This is a genomic window from Hydrogenophaga defluvii (assembly GCF_042665235.1).
Taxonomy (GTDB): domain Bacteria; phylum Pseudomonadota; class Gammaproteobacteria; order Burkholderiales; family Burkholderiaceae_C; genus Hydrogenophaga; species Hydrogenophaga defluvii_A.
In genome coordinates this window covers 20,279-35,173 of sequence record NZ_JBHTBZ010000008.1, presented here as the reverse complement: position 1 = coordinate 35,173, position 14,895 = coordinate 20,279, and the positions used below count along the sequence as shown (strand labels likewise).

The 14,895-nt window shown below is 60.8% G+C and carries 13 protein-coding genes; 6 read left to right on the top strand and 7 right to left on the bottom strand.

Annotated elements, in window-relative coordinates:
- Positions 1-14: 14 nt before the first annotated feature.
- From ACFQU0_RS03025 to ACFQU0_RS03010, 4 genes are all read right to left on the bottom strand, one after another.
- Positions 15-2,405 carry a copper-transporting P-type ATPase gene (locus ACFQU0_RS03025; RefSeq protein WP_465262185.1) on the bottom strand — a complete coding sequence of 797 codons (2,391 nt, stop codon included), beginning with the start codon at positions 2,403-2,405 and terminating at the stop codon, positions 15-17.
- A complete protein-coding gene (locus ACFQU0_RS03020; RefSeq protein WP_465262184.1) occupies positions 2,402-2,683 on the bottom strand; it encodes a DUF2933 domain-containing protein in 282 nt (93 codons plus the stop codon). The genes ACFQU0_RS03025 and ACFQU0_RS03020 overlap by 4 nt, the downstream gene beginning before the upstream one ends.
- Before the next feature lie 75 nt (positions 2,684-2,758).
- Positions 2,759-4,399 (bottom strand): multicopper oxidase family protein, encoded by a 1,641-nt coding sequence (locus ACFQU0_RS03015; protein ID WP_382198640.1) that lies wholly within the window; start codon positions 4,397-4,399, stop codon positions 2,759-2,761.
- 10 nt (positions 4,400-4,409) lie between these two features.
- On the bottom strand, positions 4,410-4,958 hold the full coding sequence (locus ACFQU0_RS03010; protein WP_305597955.1) for a hypothetical protein: 549 nt from the start codon (positions 4,956-4,958) through the stop codon (positions 4,410-4,412).
- Positions 4,959-5,491: 533 nt separating this feature from the next.
- Here ACFQU0_RS03010 and ACFQU0_RS03005 point away from each other — a divergent pair.
- The 6 genes from ACFQU0_RS03005 to ACFQU0_RS02980 all read left to right on the top strand — a co-directional run bounded on the left by ACFQU0_RS03005 (position 5,492) and on the right by ACFQU0_RS02980 (position 8,917).
- Entirely contained in the window at positions 5,492-5,863 is a 372-nt protein-coding gene (locus ACFQU0_RS03005) for a DUF3703 domain-containing protein (RefSeq protein ID WP_382198639.1), read from the top strand.
- A 495-nt stretch (positions 5,864-6,358) separates the two neighbouring features.
- Positions 6,359-6,880: a signal peptidase II gene (lspA, locus tag ACFQU0_RS03000; RefSeq protein ID WP_382198638.1), complete on the top strand. Its 522-nt coding sequence runs from the start codon at positions 6,359-6,361 to the stop codon at positions 6,878-6,880.
- Entirely contained in the window at positions 6,880-7,296 is a 417-nt protein-coding gene (locus ACFQU0_RS02995) for a disulfide bond formation protein B (protein ID WP_382198637.1), read from the top strand. Before lspA ends, ACFQU0_RS02995 begins: the two co-directional genes overlap by 1 nt.
- On the top strand, positions 7,293-7,949 hold the full coding sequence (locus ACFQU0_RS02990; RefSeq protein ID WP_382198636.1) for a DsbA family protein: 657 nt from the start codon (positions 7,293-7,295) through the stop codon (positions 7,947-7,949). The genes ACFQU0_RS02995 and ACFQU0_RS02990 overlap by 4 nt, the downstream gene beginning before the upstream one ends.
- Positions 7,946-8,578: an SCO family protein gene (locus tag ACFQU0_RS02985; protein ID WP_382198635.1), complete on the top strand. Its 633-nt coding sequence runs from the start codon at positions 7,946-7,948 to the stop codon at positions 8,576-8,578. The genes ACFQU0_RS02990 and ACFQU0_RS02985 overlap by 4 nt, the downstream gene beginning before the upstream one ends.
- Positions 8,579-8,593: 15 nt before the next feature.
- Complete coding sequence (locus ACFQU0_RS02980; protein ID WP_382198634.1) at positions 8,594-8,917, top strand: YnfA family protein; 324 nt, start codon at positions 8,594-8,596, stop codon at positions 8,915-8,917.
- A gap of 60 nt (positions 8,918-8,977) precedes the next feature.
- Here the strand turns inward: ACFQU0_RS02980 and ACFQU0_RS02975 are convergent, their stop codons facing one another.
- The 3 genes from ACFQU0_RS02975 to ACFQU0_RS02965 form a co-directional block, all read right to left on the bottom strand.
- Positions 8,978-11,251, bottom strand: a complete 2,274-nt coding sequence (locus tag ACFQU0_RS02975; RefSeq protein ID WP_382198633.1) for a heavy metal translocating P-type ATPase — start codon at positions 11,249-11,251, stop codon at positions 8,978-8,980.
- Positions 11,252-11,347: 96 nt separating this feature from the next.
- The gene (locus tag ACFQU0_RS02970; RefSeq protein ID WP_382198632.1) at positions 11,348-11,734 is read right to left on the bottom strand and encodes a hypothetical protein; all 387 of its coding nucleotides are present in this window, start codon (positions 11,732-11,734) and stop codon (positions 11,348-11,350) included.
- 40 nt (positions 11,735-11,774) lie between these two features.
- Positions 11,775-14,894, bottom strand: coding sequence for an efflux RND transporter permease subunit (locus ACFQU0_RS02965; protein ID WP_382198631.1), 3,120 nt, complete (start codon positions 14,892-14,894; stop codon positions 11,775-11,777).
- Position 14,895: the final 1 nt, after the last annotated feature.

The window sequence follows — 14,895 nt, the reverse complement described above, 5'->3', positions numbered from 1 at the left end:
ACGGCCATCGTGGGTTACCTCAACCGAAGTGCATTGCCAATGACAGATGCTGAGCTCAAGCTCATGGCGAGTGCCGCAATCAAGGGCGACAGAAGCCAGCCGGTGAACGGAAACAAAATGCCTGCCGCCACGGGTATGCCGAGTGCGTTGTAGAGAAAGGCGAAGACGAGGTTTTGTTTCATGTTGCCCACGGTAGCCTCGGAAAGTGAGCGGGCGGTCGAGATACCCCGAAGGTCACCTTTGACCAAGGTCACCTGCGCACTGTTCATGGCCACGTCCGTGCCCGTGCCCATCGCGATGCCGACATCTGCCTTCGCCAGGGCCGGAGCATCGTTGATGCCATCACCGGCCATGGCGACGACCCGACCTTCGGCTTGCAGCTTTTCGACGAGTCGCAGTTTATCGGCGGGCTTGACCTCTCCATGCACCTCGTCAATTTGAAGGCGGGCGCCAACGGCCTTGGCGGTTGTGACCCCGTCGCCGGTGGCCATGACGATACGAATGCCTGAAGCCCTGAGCGTCGCCAACGCCTCTGGTGTGCTGGCCTTTATGGGGTCGGACACTGCCAAAAGGCCACTCAAGGCGGCATTCACTGCCAAGTACATGACACTGGCGCCCTCCTGGCGCAGCGCCTCGGCCTGAGGAATCAGCGGCTTCACATCAACGCCCAATTGCTCCATGAGGGCGGTATTGCCCAAGGCCACGGACGCGCCGGCCACGACACCCCGTACCCCGATACCAGTGCCCGACTCGAATTGCTCGGGCTTCTCCAGGGGGTAGCCGCGTTCCCGCGCAGCCGACACGATGGCCTCAGCCAAGGGGTGCTCACTGCCTTGGTCCAGGCTCGCGGCCGTGCGAATGACAAACTCTTCTGTGACCCCGGGCGCTGCGACGGCCCGGTCAAATGCCGGACGACCCTCTGTGAGCGTGCCGGTTTTGTCGATGATGAGAGTATCGACCTTTCTTAAGTTTTCGATGGCGGCCGCGTCTCTGAACAGCACGCCTTGGGTGGCGCCCTTGCCAGTGGCCACCATGATGGACATCGGTGTGGCCAGGCCCAGCGCGCAAGGGCAGGCAATGATGAGCACCGAGACCGCATTGATAAGCCCGAACACCCATCGGGGTTCCGGCCCAAAGAGGCCCCATCCAAAGAAAGTGAGCAGTGCGATGGCCACAACCGTGACCACAAAGTAGCCTGCCACCACATCAGCCATGCGCTGCATGGGCGCGCGAGAACGCTGCGCCTGGGCCACCATCTGGACAATCTGGGACAGCATCGTGGCAGAGCCAACGCGCTCTGACCGAATGACCAGGGCGCCGTTGGTGTTCATGGTTGCCCCGATGACCTTGTCGCCAACGCGTTTGGTCACAGGTACAGGCTCGCCGGTGAGCATGGACTCATCGACAGCGCTGACCCCTTCGGTGACCACGCCATCGACGGGCACTTTTTCGCCGGGTCTCACGCGGAGCACATCGCCCACATGGACGTGGGTCAGTGGCACGTCCTCTTCGGTGCCATCGTCTCGAATCCGCCGGGCAGTCTTTGGAGCCAGTCCCAGGAGTGATTTGATGGCCGCAGACGTTTGCGACCTGGCCTTGAGTTCAAGGACCTGGCCTAGCAACGTTAGGGAGATGATGACGGCCGCAGCTTCGAAATACACCCCAATGCGGCCCATGGAGATGAAGGATTCGGGAAACACCTGCGGTGCCACGGTTGCCACGACGCTGTAGAGAAATGCCGCGCCGGTGCCCAAACCAATCAGGGTCCACATGTTTGGGCTGCGATTGACGATGGATTGCCAGCCTCGTGCAAAAAATGGCCATCCGGCCCAGAGCACGATGGGCAGTGACAAGACCAGCTCAACCCAGGTCTGGGTGCCCACATCGAACCACCCCAGTTGGTGTCCGAACATGGCCAGGGTGGTCACGACCACGGTCAGGGGCAAGGTCCACCAGAAACGACGCTGGAAGTCGACCAGCTCCGGATTCTCCGAGTCGTCGAGTTCGGGGATGACCGGCTCCAGGGTCATACCGCACTTTGGACAGTTTCCGGGATGGTCTTGCCGGACCTCCGGATGCATTGGGCAAGTGTATTCCGTGCCGGTGGCGGCACCTTGGTTCGGGGCCGAGGGGGCCGTCTGTGGCGGAATAGGCGACCGTTGCACGTGAGCGGGCTGGACATGTCCAGCCGAGTGAGCGCTGTGGTCATGGCCCTCATGATGGGCGTGTGCCGGCGGTGGGTGCCCATGACTTGAGACCTCTCCCTGCGGCTTGAGCGTCATGCCACATTTTGGGCAACTGCCAGGATGGTTTTGTTGAACCTCGGGGTGCATCGGGCAGGTGTAAATCAGGTCACTCTCGCCATGAACGTGGGCGTGGGGGTGGACGTGCTCAGCACTGCTCATGGCGTGTCCTCCTTTTTGCGCTCACCGGTAGGTGCTGTAGGGTCGGTGCCATGGTGGCCTCCGTGACCTCCGTGACCACCATGCCCATGAAAGAGGTGCATCAAAGGGCAGGCGAGCAGGAACAAATAAGTCCACCAACCGGACAGGTGTGTCCAGTGTTCACGAATCAGGTAGAAGGCGGCGATGGCGCCCACCATCGCGAGTGCCGTGGTGCCTGGAGACCATCTACCTTTGCCGCTTTGGTTTCCGTCTTGTCCGTGCTCGTGTTCGGTGCCCATGGCAGCCTCCTGAAATCGCGAATGTTGAGTAATTTGGAATGACGCGGCGGTGGTGCCTGCGCCATCCATGAACCGTCAGGCCACCCTGAAATTGACCATCATTCCCTTGTCTTCATGCTCTAGGTTGTGGCAATGGAACATGAACGTCTGCGCGCCAGCATGAGGGTGATTGAAGTCAATGGCCACTCGGACCGTCTCCCCAGGCCAAACAAGGACTGTGTCTTTCCAGCCAAGGTCGCTCGCAGAGCGACCCGTGCGGTCAACGGCCAGCTCGCCTTGCTGCTTCGGACTGTCTTGTCGGCTCACCACCTGAAAAACAAAGCCATGGATGTGCATCGGGTGAGGCATGCCTTGGCTCTCGTTTTGCAACTCCCAAATCTCCACGTCATTGCGGCGGACGGTGGCTGCCACCTCGCTCATCTGGAAGGTCTTGCCGTTCAACAGCCAGTCCTTGCCATTCCACCCCAGCTTCCAGGGCCGAATCTTGGCGTTGGACACCTTGATGTCGTCGAAACGGGAGAGCACATTGGGGAGTGGCGCCGGCGTGGAGACCGCAGCGCCGTCCACAGCGATTTTCAGCAGGGGTATCTCCGCGCCATCGGGCCAGTTGATGGCCGCACCGCTGCCCCCGTGGCCCGCATGACCACCCTCCTGGTGCATGGGGTCGAAGGCCAAGCTCTTGAGCATGACGAACTGGCCCGCAGGAACCTGGGCCAGGTTCACCAGCACATCCAGCCGCTCGCCGGGTGACAGGAATGCCCGTTTGGCCGTCTGTGCCCGCCGAAGCAGCCCAGAGTCCGTGCCGATGACATCAAACGGAAGGTCGCGCTCACCGTGGAAGAAGGCCAGATTAAAAATCCGAGCGGTCGACCCATTGAGCATGCGCAGCCGGTACCAACGCGGGGTGGCTTTCAGCAGAGGGGCAACGGTCAAGTTGACCAACACTTCGTTGCCCAGATAGCCGCCCTTCCATTCTTCGTCGGTCGGGCGGTAGACGAGCTGGCCGTCAGCATCGATGCGCTTGTCCTGAATGACAAGCGGAAGGTCGTTGTCCCCGAGCTCGAGCCCGAGCTTCTCTCGGACCGCCTGTTCCTCATCGTCGTCGACAAAGAAGAGACCCGCCAGGCCCGAGTAGGCCTGACGCGCCGCTGTGGCGTGGGGATGGGGGTGGTACCAGTACATGCCCGCGCGGTTGCGAACCTCGAAGCGGTAACGGTATTCCCCGCCCTGAGGAATTGACAGTTGCGGGCCGCCATCGGTTTTGCCATCGACCAGCAAGCCATGCCAGTGGATGATGGTGGGCTCCGGCATCCCGTTGTTGAGCGCGACCTCCACGACCTGCCCCTTCTTTGTCAACAGGGTGGGATTGGCTCGTTGGACACCACCTTGTTCGCTGCCATAGACCAACAGATTGGCTAGGGACTTGCCCGGGACCACTGGCTGCTTGGCGCCGCCCACGGTAAAACGCAGTGGAGCCTGTACTGCCATGACCCCTAGCAGGCCACTGTTGCCAGGCACGAACAGCGGGTTGGTGAACGCATCAGCTGTGCGAATGACCGGCGATGGAAACGCCACCTGGGTCACCGCAGGTGTGGGGACGTGCCCCGCATGGCTGGTGTGGTCTTGGCTTTGGGCCCACGCGGTGCGCAAAGGCGAACTCAGCAGAGTCCAACCAGCGACGCCACCAAGGTGTAGGAAGGCTCTTCTGGAGGTCATGGGCCGGGTCTCACTGCATGCGGTCCATCATCATGCGCATCATAGATTCCATCATTTCCATGCGCTTCTCCATCATCTGATGGCGTTGGTGCATGCCCTCCATCATGGGCATCATGCCGCCCTGCCCCGCAGGCATCCCCGGAGCCATGGCATTGGGCTGGGCTGGCGCGCCAGCAGTGGCCGGGGCACCCATCATGCCCATGCCACCCATGCCACCAGCGGTCTTCATCGTGTCCATCATGGCCATGCCATCCTGCATAGTCTTCATGTGCTCGGCCATCACCGCGCGGCGCTCTTCAGGGGTCTTGGCTGCAGCGAGTTTTTCCCGCATCGCCTTCATGGCTTGCATTTGCTTCTCCATCGACGCCATCCGGTCGCTCGCAGCTGAAGCCGCAGCAGCCGGTGCTGCAGGCGCCGGAGTCGGGGTTTGAGCAGCCGCTGCGGGCGAGGAGCCCGCAGGATGGTGTTGGGTGTGGTCAGCCGGGGTGGTTTGGGCGATGGCGGTCATCGACCCCAAAGAGAACAAAGCGGCGGCGACTACAGTGGACAGCTTGAACATGGCATTCTCCTGATGACAAAGGGGCGCTGCCGAAGCAGCCGTGACAGGTACAAGTTGCGAAACTGGTGATATCAGGTTCGCAAATTGACAAGGGGCTGTCACTGCCAATGACTGTAGGAGGCCGAGCTGTCTCGTTAGATGACCTGAAGATTACGAAATTGTCATAATTGGCCGTCGAACTTGACCTAGGTCAAAACCCCGGCAAGAACCGTTTCTCGATATCCATCCTGCGTAGGTTCAAATTGCCACAGTGTTCATCGAGAATTACCGACAACGCCGCAGGTGGCTACATCGGCAATCGCCGTGACCCTTGCGTTGCAGTGCCGAATGACCATGGGAAATGTTGCGCTTACGACCGAATTGGCGACGGACTTTAGGCTCCAGTGTCAAAAGGTGGCGCCACATTTGTTGCGTTCGGTAGTGCGCATGGAATGACACCATCGGCAACGTGGCGTTTTTTTTGCATGGCGGCTGCACGGAACTGCGGCAAGTTCGCGAAGTAATCGGTAAAAACTCTGTTTCAGGAGATCGCCATGGGCAGGTCTATTGATCCTCAAGCTACTCGCCCGTTCGATGAGGCGACCTTTGCGCACCTGGTACATGGGGCAAAGACCGCTGATTCCACGGCGCGTGCTTGGTTGTACCTTGAGGCCGCTCATGTGGTCGGGCAGCTTCAAATCAAACCGCATTTTCTGACTCACGCGCTTATGTTGGGACTGTCGCTGCGCACCCGAGACTGGTCCGAAGCGGCAGGCCAGGTACTCAGGCTGGCCTTGGTGCCTTTGGGCCACCTGAGTGGACGGCTGCCACTGGGCAATCCGGGCCGGGCCACGGTGAGTGCGTTCGAGCCGCTGCCGGTGCGTCCCGAACTGGCCGTCCTGATCGCCCGTGCGCGAGAACATTAAACAGCCAGTCCACTAAAATCGGCGGCATGCGCGCCCTTCTCGTCATGTTGATGCTCACGCTCCTGCCGCTGCAGTTTTCTGCAGCAGCGCAGGTAAGCTGCTGTGACCACATGGCGGCGCCTCAAGGGACACACGCCCCACACCTTCTACAGCGCCACATGTCGTCAGCTGAAGGCATTGATAACGCGGTTGCGACTGCGGGGGGTTTTGATCTGGAATGCGGCGCTTGCCACGCCAATTGCGTGGCCACCATCACTGCAACAGATGGGCCCTGGATGGAACCCACTGGCGCCGAACAGATAGCCCCTCTCGACCCACGTGCCATGCCCACCTGGGATGAGCAACCCTACCGCCCCCAGTGGCACGCTCCGACCGGTTCGGGGCAGCCCACATCTGCATGATGCGCTGAGCGGCGCGCGACTTCCCCGATCCACTGAGTTTGCTGGCCGCTGTCTTTGACGGCGGCCTCCCTGGATCGTTTTGGAAGGACTTCACATGACTGTTCGCTGGACCCAGCGACACCCGCGATGGACCTGGCTCGCCGCCGTCGCGCTCCTCTTGATCTTGGACCAGGCGACCAAGTCATTTTTCTCAAACACTCTGGCACTCGGAGAATCGGTCACGGTGACCGAGTGGTTCAACTTCGTGCATGTGCTCAACACCGGGGCGGCCTTCTCGTTCCTCGCGGATGCGGGTGGTTGGCAACGCTGGTTCTTTATCGGCGTGTCAGTGCTGGTGGTTGGAGCCGTCTCGGCGATGTGTCTGTCCCGGCAAGTCGAACCGCTGGACAGGTGGGTAGGCGCCTTCGTGGCGGGTGGCGGCAGCGGCAACCTCGTGGACCGCATCCAGATCGGTGCCGTGATGGACTTTCTCGATTTTCACTGGCGTGCCGTTCACTGGCCTGCCTTCAACCTTGCCGATATCTTCATCGTGTGCGCTGCGCTGGTCTGGTGCATCGCATCGTTGAAAGCACCGCCGCGCCAACCGAAGTCCAAAGCACCCGAGGAGTTGCACTGATGAAAAAGGGTTGGATGTGGATAGTGGCCGCTTGGGTAATCGCTCTGATCGCGACAGCCAGCGCGCTTTTTTTAGGCGAGGTCATGGGCATGACGCCCTGCCTGCTCTGCTGGTATCAACGCATTTTCATGTTTCCGTTGGCGCTCATCCTGGGCATGGCGGCGTTCGCGGATGACCGTCGGGGCGCCGTCTACGCGCTGCCGCTGGCACTGGGCGGCGCAGCCATGGCCGCCTACCACGCGGCCTTGGTGGCCGGGTGGGTGCCCAAGTGGTGGGTACCGTGCGGCGCAGGCCCCTCGTGCAGCGAACAGCGGCTTGAAATTTTGGGCGGCATCCCTATCCCCTGGTTGTCTCTTGCTGCCTTCATCACCATCACCATTCTGCTTTTTGTTTACCTGAGAAAGACCCGCGCATGAACGCCAAAAAATTCACTGTCATCGGTCTGATGGCCATCGTTGCCCTGTTCTTCTACCTCGGCATGAACGCCTACCAGAAGCGTGTGCAGAACGCCCAGGAAGTCCAGGTGAAGGCAGAACAAACCCGCCTGGTTCGCATGCACTCGCCGGTGTTTGGCCCACAAGCTGCACCCGTCACCATCGTCGAGTTTTTTGATCCAGCCTGCGAGACATGCCGCGCGTTCTATCCCCTCGTCAAGGACCTGATGGCCAAGTACCCCCAGGACGTGAAACTCGTGATCCGATATGCGCCCTTCCACCAGGGCTCGGATCAGGTGGTCAAGCTTCTGGAGTCGGCCAAGAGCCAGGGCAAATACCAAACGGTGCTTGAAGCGGTGCTGGCCGCACAGCCAGCATGGGCCGACCACGGCCAGCCCAACATTGAAAACGCCTTCAAGGTGGCCGAGCAAGCCGGTCTGGACCTTGAGCAGGCAAGAAAGGACATTGAGAAGCCGAGCATGCAATCCTTGTTGCAGCAAGACATCGAAGACCTCACCGCACTGCAGGTCACCAAGACGCCGACTTTTTTTGTCAATGGCCGCAACCTGCCGAGTTTTGGCCCCGACCAGCTCACGGCACTGGTGGCAGAAGAAGTGGCCAAGGCGAAGAAATGAAACCACCCATTTCTTTCAACCATTTGACCCGCCGCAGCGCGCTGGCATGTACCGCTACGTGGCTTGCAGCGGGCACAGTGCTGGTCGGATGTTCACCCCAGGCCCCCTCTTTCAAGAGCACCGACATCACGGGTGCCTCTTTTGCGCAAGGTCTGAAACTGACCGACCACACCGGCCGCTTGCGCACACTGGCGGATTTCCGGGGGAAAGTGGTCGTGGTGTTTTTTGGCTTCACGCAGTGTCCTGATGTGTGCCCGACCTCCATGACAACCCTGGCTGAAGTCAAGCGCCTGATGGGTGACCAAGGGCAGCACTTGCAGGTGCTGTTCATCACCGTGGACCCAGAGCGAGATACGCCGCCACTGCTGAACGCGTACATGGCGAACTTTGATCCGACGTTTCTCGCATTGCGCCCCGAGCCGCAAGAACTCAAAGCCGTGGCGGAGAGTTTCAAAATTCACTACAACAAGGTGGAAGGCCCCACGCCCACCTCTTACACCATGGACCACTCAGCGGGAAAATACGTGTTCGACACCAGCGGCGCAGTGCGACTGTTCTCACAATACGGGACAGAGCCCAGCGTGATCGCAGGGGACTTGCTGACCCTGTTGAAATCCATGAAGGGTTAACAGCCTGTCGCTGGAATGAAGACACTGCTGCTCTACCTCGCCACAGCCATCGCCGAAATCGTCGGTTGCTATTTGCCGCTGCTGTGGCTGCGCGGTCAAGGCTCGGGATGGCTTCTCTTGCCTGCTGCTGCGTTGAGCCTGGCGACATTCGCATGGCTGCTGACCCTGCACGCGGCGCCGTCTGGGCGAGTCTATGCCGCCTATGGCGGGGTCTATGTGGCGGTCGCTCTCGCTTGGCTCTGGTCGGTTGATGGCATACGCCCGTCCACCTCGGACTGGTTGGGCGTGGCACTCACGCTTCTGGGCATGGCCGTCATCGCTTTCCAACCCAAAGCGTAGTCGTCCAGTGATTGCATTCGGGTACGTCCCCAAACAGGGATGAACGTTCCTCGTGGCTCGTCAACGATGGGATACAGAAGATGCCTCTACGCGTGCCTCACGAAGTAGCCGCAAGCCGTTAGCAACCACCAACAGGCTCGCGCCCATGTCAGCAAACACCGCCATCCACATGGTTGCAGTGCCAAACACAGCCAGCACCAGAAACACGCTCTTGATTCCAAGTGCCAGAGTGATGTTCTGCCAGAGCACGGCGTAGGTACGCCTCGACAACTTCACAGTCTCTGCAACGCGCTGCAAATTGTCATTCATGATGACAACGTCAGCAGCTTCCATGGCTGTGTCGGTTCCAGCGCCGCCCATGGCGAAGCCAATGTCGGCTTGAGCCAAGGCTGGGGCATCATTGATACCGTCGCCTGCCATGCCGGTGGCGCCATAGCGCTTTTGCATTTCCTTGATCGCGTCAAGCTTGGCCTCGGGCAACAAGTCACCGCGCGCATCTTCGATGCCGGCTTGCGCGGCGATTGCCCTGGCCGTGGCGGTGTTGTCCCCGGTCAGCATCACTGGGGTGACGCCCAGTACCTTGAGATCGGCAACCGCCTGCCGCGAGGACTCACGGATCGTGTCAGCAACAGCAAACAGCGCAAGAACGCGGGAATCATCAGCCAAAAGCGTCACCGTTCGGCCTTGCTTTTCGTGGATGGAAAGCTCCACCTCCAGGTCGGGAGTGCACAGTCCCTGCTCATGGATCAGACGGTGATTGCCTAGCAACAGTCGCACGCCATTGACCACGCCTTCGACACCACGCCCAGGCAGGGCCTTGAAGTTCTGGACCTCGGGCCCTTGAGTCGGGATACCGTTGGCAATCGCCCTGGAGACCGGGTGATCGGAGCGCATGGCCAAACTGGTTGCCATTGTCTGCGCGGTTGCCTCATCGCCGCCACCCCAAACGCGCCATTGCACCAGTTTGGGTTTGCCCTCGGTGATGGTGCCCGTCTTGTCCAACGCCACGGCTTTCAAGAGTCGGGCTTCCTCCAGGTAGGTCCCACCTTTGATCAATATTCCGCGGCGAGCGCCGGCCGCAAGTCCGCTGACCACAGTGACGGGTGTGGAAATGACCAAGGCGCAAGGGCAGGCGATCACGAGCAGGACCAACGCCTTGTACAGCGCCTCCAGCCAAGTCAACCCCAGCAGAAAAGGCGTGAGAAGCGCCACCGCCACTGCGATGGCGAAGACGGCAGGCGTGTAGATGGCAGCGAACCGATCAACGAACCGCTGGGTCGGCGCTCTCGTGCCTTGCGCCTGCTCCACGGCTTGAATGATTCTTGCCAACGTGGTGTTGCTGGACAAGGCAGTGACCTCAAACTCCAGCTCCCCCGTCTCATTGATGGTGCCGGCGAAGACCTGATCCCCTGGGCCTTTGTCCACAGGGATGCTTTCTCCAGTCACCGGAGCCTGGTTGATCGCTCCATTCCCCTTGGTCACCGTGCCGTCGAGCGGAACCCGCTCACCGGGCTTGATGCGCACGGTTGCCCCGATGGCCACCGCAGCGACCGGGACCAAGCTCCAGTCCCCGCTGGAGCCCAACACCAAAGCCTCTTCAGGTGCAAGCTCCAGCAATCCCTTGATCGCATTGCGGGCGCGGTCAACGGCCTTGGCTTCAATCAGCTCGGCAATGGCATAGAGAGCCATCACCATGGCCGCCTCAGGCCACTGGCCGATGAGGAACGCGCCTGTGACGGCCACCGCCATCAGTGCATTGATGTTGAGCTTGCCGCGCAGCAATGCCGCGACTCCCTTTTTGTAGGTCTCGAGCCCTGCAAGCCAGATAGCCAGCCCGGCAATCACCAGGCCAGCTACCTTCCAAGGGGTTTGATCGGGCGCAAAAAAGGAGAGCAACTCCGCCCCCGTGGCACACACAAGAGCAACCACCAGACGAGAAATCCCGCCAGAGAAGCCATGCGCATGTTCGTCGCCTTCTGCATGACCGCCTGCCGGCGCCCCAGGGGAACCTGCCGTCGCAGTCACGGGCTTTGGGTCAAAGCCCGCATTGCGAATAGCAGCCAGTGCCAAGGGATACACGCTCTCAATGGCATCAATGCTCAGCGTGCGAGCGCCCAGTTGAAAACCCAGGGAGCGAATGCCATCCAGAGGCTCAAGTGCCCGGCGAATCTCCGCTTCCTCGGCGCTGCAGTCCATCGTTGCGATTCGGAACACCTTCCCCCGGCCCCCGCCGTTGGCCGGGGGACTGGCCGAGGGGGCACGGCCAGAGCAGCCAGTTGAGCAGCATGCGTTGGCATCATCGACGTCTGGAGAGGTGTTGAATTCTTGTTTCATGGCCGAATTGGAAACCTTGTGGTGACTTCAATGTCAAGTGGCAAAGCCCCAACGCTCTCACTGCTGACGGACTGCCGTTGATGCGGTCGCTGCGTGTTATTTGATGCTGAATCGCACAGTCGACGCCTTCCCTGCGACGGAAACCACGGCAACGGCCTTGGTGCCTGCCCCGACTTTAAAACTGCCCGTTGCTTCGAGCTTGTCACCGGCGGGCTTGAGCTCAACCTCCTGCTTCTCAGTGCCACTCAACAACGTCACCTTTGCGGTCGCCTTTGACACGTCTGCTGGTTTGCCATGGTCGCGCAGGTGCAACTGAATGACGGTCGGCTTGGCGACCAGCTCATAGTCGATGTCCTTGATTTCGACCACTACACCGCCGTGCAGCGGCTTGTGCTCGTGGGCATGGTCGTGCTTATCGCCGGCCGCAAAGGCCGTGCTGGCCAAGGTCAAGGCGAGGGAGGCGAGAAGGGCTTGTGTCTTCATGAGAATCCTTTCGGTATGGGTGATGCGCGTGGGTAAAAGATCAAAGTGCCTCGGCGTCCTTGTCGTTCATCAGCGTTTCGGCGGGCTTGCGTCCGAACAGCCAGAACATCGCAGGCGTGAGGAAGGTGTCGAGCAGCGTCGAGCTGATGAGACCAGAGAAAATCACCACAGCCACCGGGTGCAGCACCTCGGTGCCAGGCTGTTCTGCTTCGAAGAGCAGCGGCGCCAATGCGAATGCCGTCACCAGTGCCGTCATGAGCACGGGGCTCAACCGTTCCAGGGAGCCACGCATGATCATCTGCTGGTCGAAGGACTCGCCCTCGAAGCGCATGAGGTTGATGTAGTGGCTGACCTTCAGGATGCCGTTGCGCACCGAAATGCCGGCCAGCGTGATGAAACCAACCAAGGCTGCCACACTCAAGGGCTGACCCGACAACCACAGACCGATCACCGCGCCGACCAGCGCGAGCGGGATGTTCACCATGATCAACGCGGACAGCGCTGCCGACTTGTAGCGGCTGTACAGGACAACGAACATCAAGGTCAGCGACACGATGGACAGCAGGCCGACCAGGCGCGAAGCTTCCTCCTGCGCCTGGAACTGGCCACCCAGGGTGATGAAGTAGCCTTCTGGCAACTTGGTCTCTGCCACGATCTTGCGGATGTCGGCCACGATTTCCGACAGCGCGCGCCCCGACGCATTCGCCGACAACACGATGCGACGCTTGCCATCGTCGCGACTGATCTGGTTGGGGCCGTCACCATCCTCGATGGTGGCGATCTTGGACAGCGGGATGCGGCCGTTCGGCGTTTCGATCAGGATTTGGCCAAGTCCCTCCACGGAGCGCGCCGATTCCGGCAGCTTCACCACCAGCGCGAAGCGTCGGCTGCCCTCAACGATCTGCGTGACCTTCTCGCCCTCGACCAATGCCTGTAGCGCTGAGAGCACCTGAGGCGCTGGAACGCCGTACTGCGCGGCGGCTGCGTAGTCGATGCGGACCTTGATCTGCGGTGCCAACACCTGCTTTTCGATTTGCAGATCGGCGATGCCCGGGATGGTCGCCAGCTTCGCGCGCAACGCGTCAGCCTGCCCTCGCAGGGCATCGAGATCCTCGCCGAAAATCTTGATGGCAATTTGTGAGCGCACTCCTGAGAGCATGTGATCGATCCGGTGCGAGATGGGCTGACCGATCTCCAGCGCAGCGGGCAGGTTCACCAGCCGGGCGCGGATGTCGGCCTTGATCTCGTCCATGCTGCGGGTCAACTCGCCGGTGGGTTTGAGGCCCACATCCAGTTCGCTGACGTGCACACCTTCGGCATGCTCGTCCAATTCGGCCCGGCCACTGCGACGCCCGACGTGGGTCACTTCTGGCACCTGGCTAACCAGCACCTCGGCCTGACGTGCCAGGGCCGTCGACTCCGTGAGCGTGACGCCCGGGTTCAGCCGAAGGCCGATGAGCAGCGTGCCCTCGTTGAAAGGCGGCAGGAAGGTCGTGGGGAAAAACGGCACCGATGCTGCAGCCATCAATACGGTCACACCGGCGACCGCAATGGCCGCCTTGGGCCGATCCAGCACACCCTGTAGGCTGCTGCGATAGCGTGCCTTCAACCAGGCCAGGACTTTGGTGTCCCCATGTTCCAGGTTCTTCATGCGTGGCAGCAGGTAGAAGCTGAGCACAGGGGTCACCGTCACTGACACGATCAGCGAGGCCAGCGTCGAGACGATGAAGGCGATCCCCAGTGGCACAAACAGCTTGCCTTCCAGCCCAGGCAGCGCAAACAGTGGAATGAAGACCAGGACGATGATGACAGTCGCATAGAGGATGGCCGACCGCACTTCCATCGTGGCGTGCGCCACCAGCTCAATCGGGTGCAATCGGCTGTGAGGATGGTTGGCTCTGTCGGTCTTCAGCCGCCGAAGCACGTTCTCCACGCCAACCACGGCATCGTCAACCAGGCCGCCAATCGCGATGGCCAAGCCCCCGAGCGTCATGGTGTTGATCGACAGTCCAAAATACTTGAAGACCAACGCGGTGATGAAGATCGACACAGGTATCGCTGTCAACGCGATGATGGTCGGGCGCAAGGTGCCCAGGAAGAAGAACAGGATCAACGCGACGAAAACCGATGCGCCAATTAGCTTGCCCTGCAAGGTGGTGATGGAGGCCTCAATGAAGCTGGCCTGGCGGAAGGTCACACGTGGCGCTTCCATACCGGCTGGCAACGACGTTTTCAACCCCACCAGCGCGTCTTCGATGGACTTCGTGAGGGCGATGGTGTCTGCCGTGGGCTGCTTCTGGACGCCGAGAATCACGGCCGGCTTGCCTTCAAAGCCCGCATCGCCACGCTTGAACGCCGCCGCAAACGTGACCTCGGCAATTTGGCGCAGCAGGATGGGCTGCCCGTCCTTGGCGGTCAATGCCAGGTTGCTCAGATCATCCAGGCGTGACGTGCGGCCCAGATTGCGGATCAGATACTCGCGCCCATTGAGCTCCAAAAAGCCGCCGGAGGTGTTGCTCGAATAGCCCTTCAGCGCCCCTTCCAGTTGCTCATGTGTGATTCCCAGCTCCGCCATGCGTCTGGTGTTGGGCTGCACCTGGAACTGCCTGACCTCACCGCCGATCGGGATGACCTGCGCCACACCGGGGACGGAAAGCAGCCGAGGCCTCAACACCCAGTCAGCGTACTCGCGCACCGCCATTGAACTGATCTTGCTCGGATCGACGGGGATGGCAATCTGCATGATTTCGCCCATGATCGAGCTGATGGGCCCCATGCGCGGAATCACCCCTTCGGCGAGGCCTTCTTCCATCGACGACAACCGCTCCGACACAAGCTGCCGGGCTCGAAAGATGTCGGTGCTCCAGTTGAAGGTGACGTAGAGGAAGGACAGGCCGGCTGATGAAGTGGAGCGCACCGATTCCACACCTGGTAGACCATTCATGGTCGTTTCAAGCGGGAAGGTGATGAGCTGCTCCACCTCTTCGGCGGCCATCCCGCCGGCCTCGGTCATGATGGTGACGGTCGGCTTGTTGAGGTCGGGAAACACGTCCACCGGGGTGGTGGACAGCGTGAACGCGCCATAGGCCATGAGGACCACACTGGCGATGATCACCAGAAGGCGGTTGGTCAGGCTGTTATCGAGTAGCCACTTGAACATG

What these genes read in the sequence shown, in the direction of transcription:
- ACFQU0_RS02985 (WP_382198635.1), top strand. Translation starts at nt 7,946, where the DNA reads ATGAAACCACCCATTTCTTTCAACCATTTGACCCGCCGCAGCGCGCTG.
- ACFQU0_RS03025 (WP_465262185.1), bottom strand. Translation starts at nt 2,405, where the DNA reads ATGAGCAGTGCTGAGCACGTCCACCCCCACGCCCACGTTCATGGCGAG.
- ACFQU0_RS03005 (WP_382198639.1), top strand. Translation starts at nt 5,492, where the DNA reads ATGGGCAGGTCTATTGATCCTCAAGCTACTCGCCCGTTCGATGAGGCG.
- ACFQU0_RS02970 (WP_382198632.1), bottom strand. Translation starts at nt 11,734, where the DNA reads ATGAAGACACAAGCCCTTCTCGCCTCCCTCGCCTTGACCTTGGCCAGC.
- ACFQU0_RS03015 (WP_382198640.1), bottom strand. Translation starts at nt 4,399, where the DNA reads ATGACCTCCAGAAGAGCCTTCCTACACCTTGGTGGCGTCGCTGGTTGG.
- ACFQU0_RS02965 (WP_382198631.1), bottom strand. Translation starts at nt 14,894, where the DNA reads ATGTTCAAGTGGCTACTCGATAACAGCCTGACCAACCGCCTTCTGGTG.
- ACFQU0_RS02980 (WP_382198634.1), top strand. Translation starts at nt 8,594, where the DNA reads ATGAAGACACTGCTGCTCTACCTCGCCACAGCCATCGCCGAAATCGTC.
- ACFQU0_RS02990 (WP_382198636.1), top strand. Translation starts at nt 7,293, where the DNA reads ATGAACGCCAAAAAATTCACTGTCATCGGTCTGATGGCCATCGTTGCC.
- ACFQU0_RS03020 (WP_465262184.1), bottom strand. Translation starts at nt 2,683, where the DNA reads ATGGGCACCGAACACGAGCACGGACAAGACGGAAACCAAAGCGGCAAA.
- ACFQU0_RS02975 (WP_382198633.1), bottom strand. Translation starts at nt 11,251, where the DNA reads ATGAAACAAGAATTCAACACCTCTCCAGACGTCGATGATGCCAACGCA.
- ACFQU0_RS03010 (WP_305597955.1), bottom strand. Translation starts at nt 4,958, where the DNA reads ATGTTCAAGCTGTCCACTGTAGTCGCCGCCGCTTTGTTCTCTTTGGGG.
- lspA (WP_382198638.1), top strand. Translation starts at nt 6,359, where the DNA reads ATGACTGTTCGCTGGACCCAGCGACACCCGCGATGGACCTGGCTCGCC.
- ACFQU0_RS02995 (WP_382198637.1), top strand. Translation starts at nt 6,880, where the DNA reads ATGAAAAAGGGTTGGATGTGGATAGTGGCCGCTTGGGTAATCGCTCTG.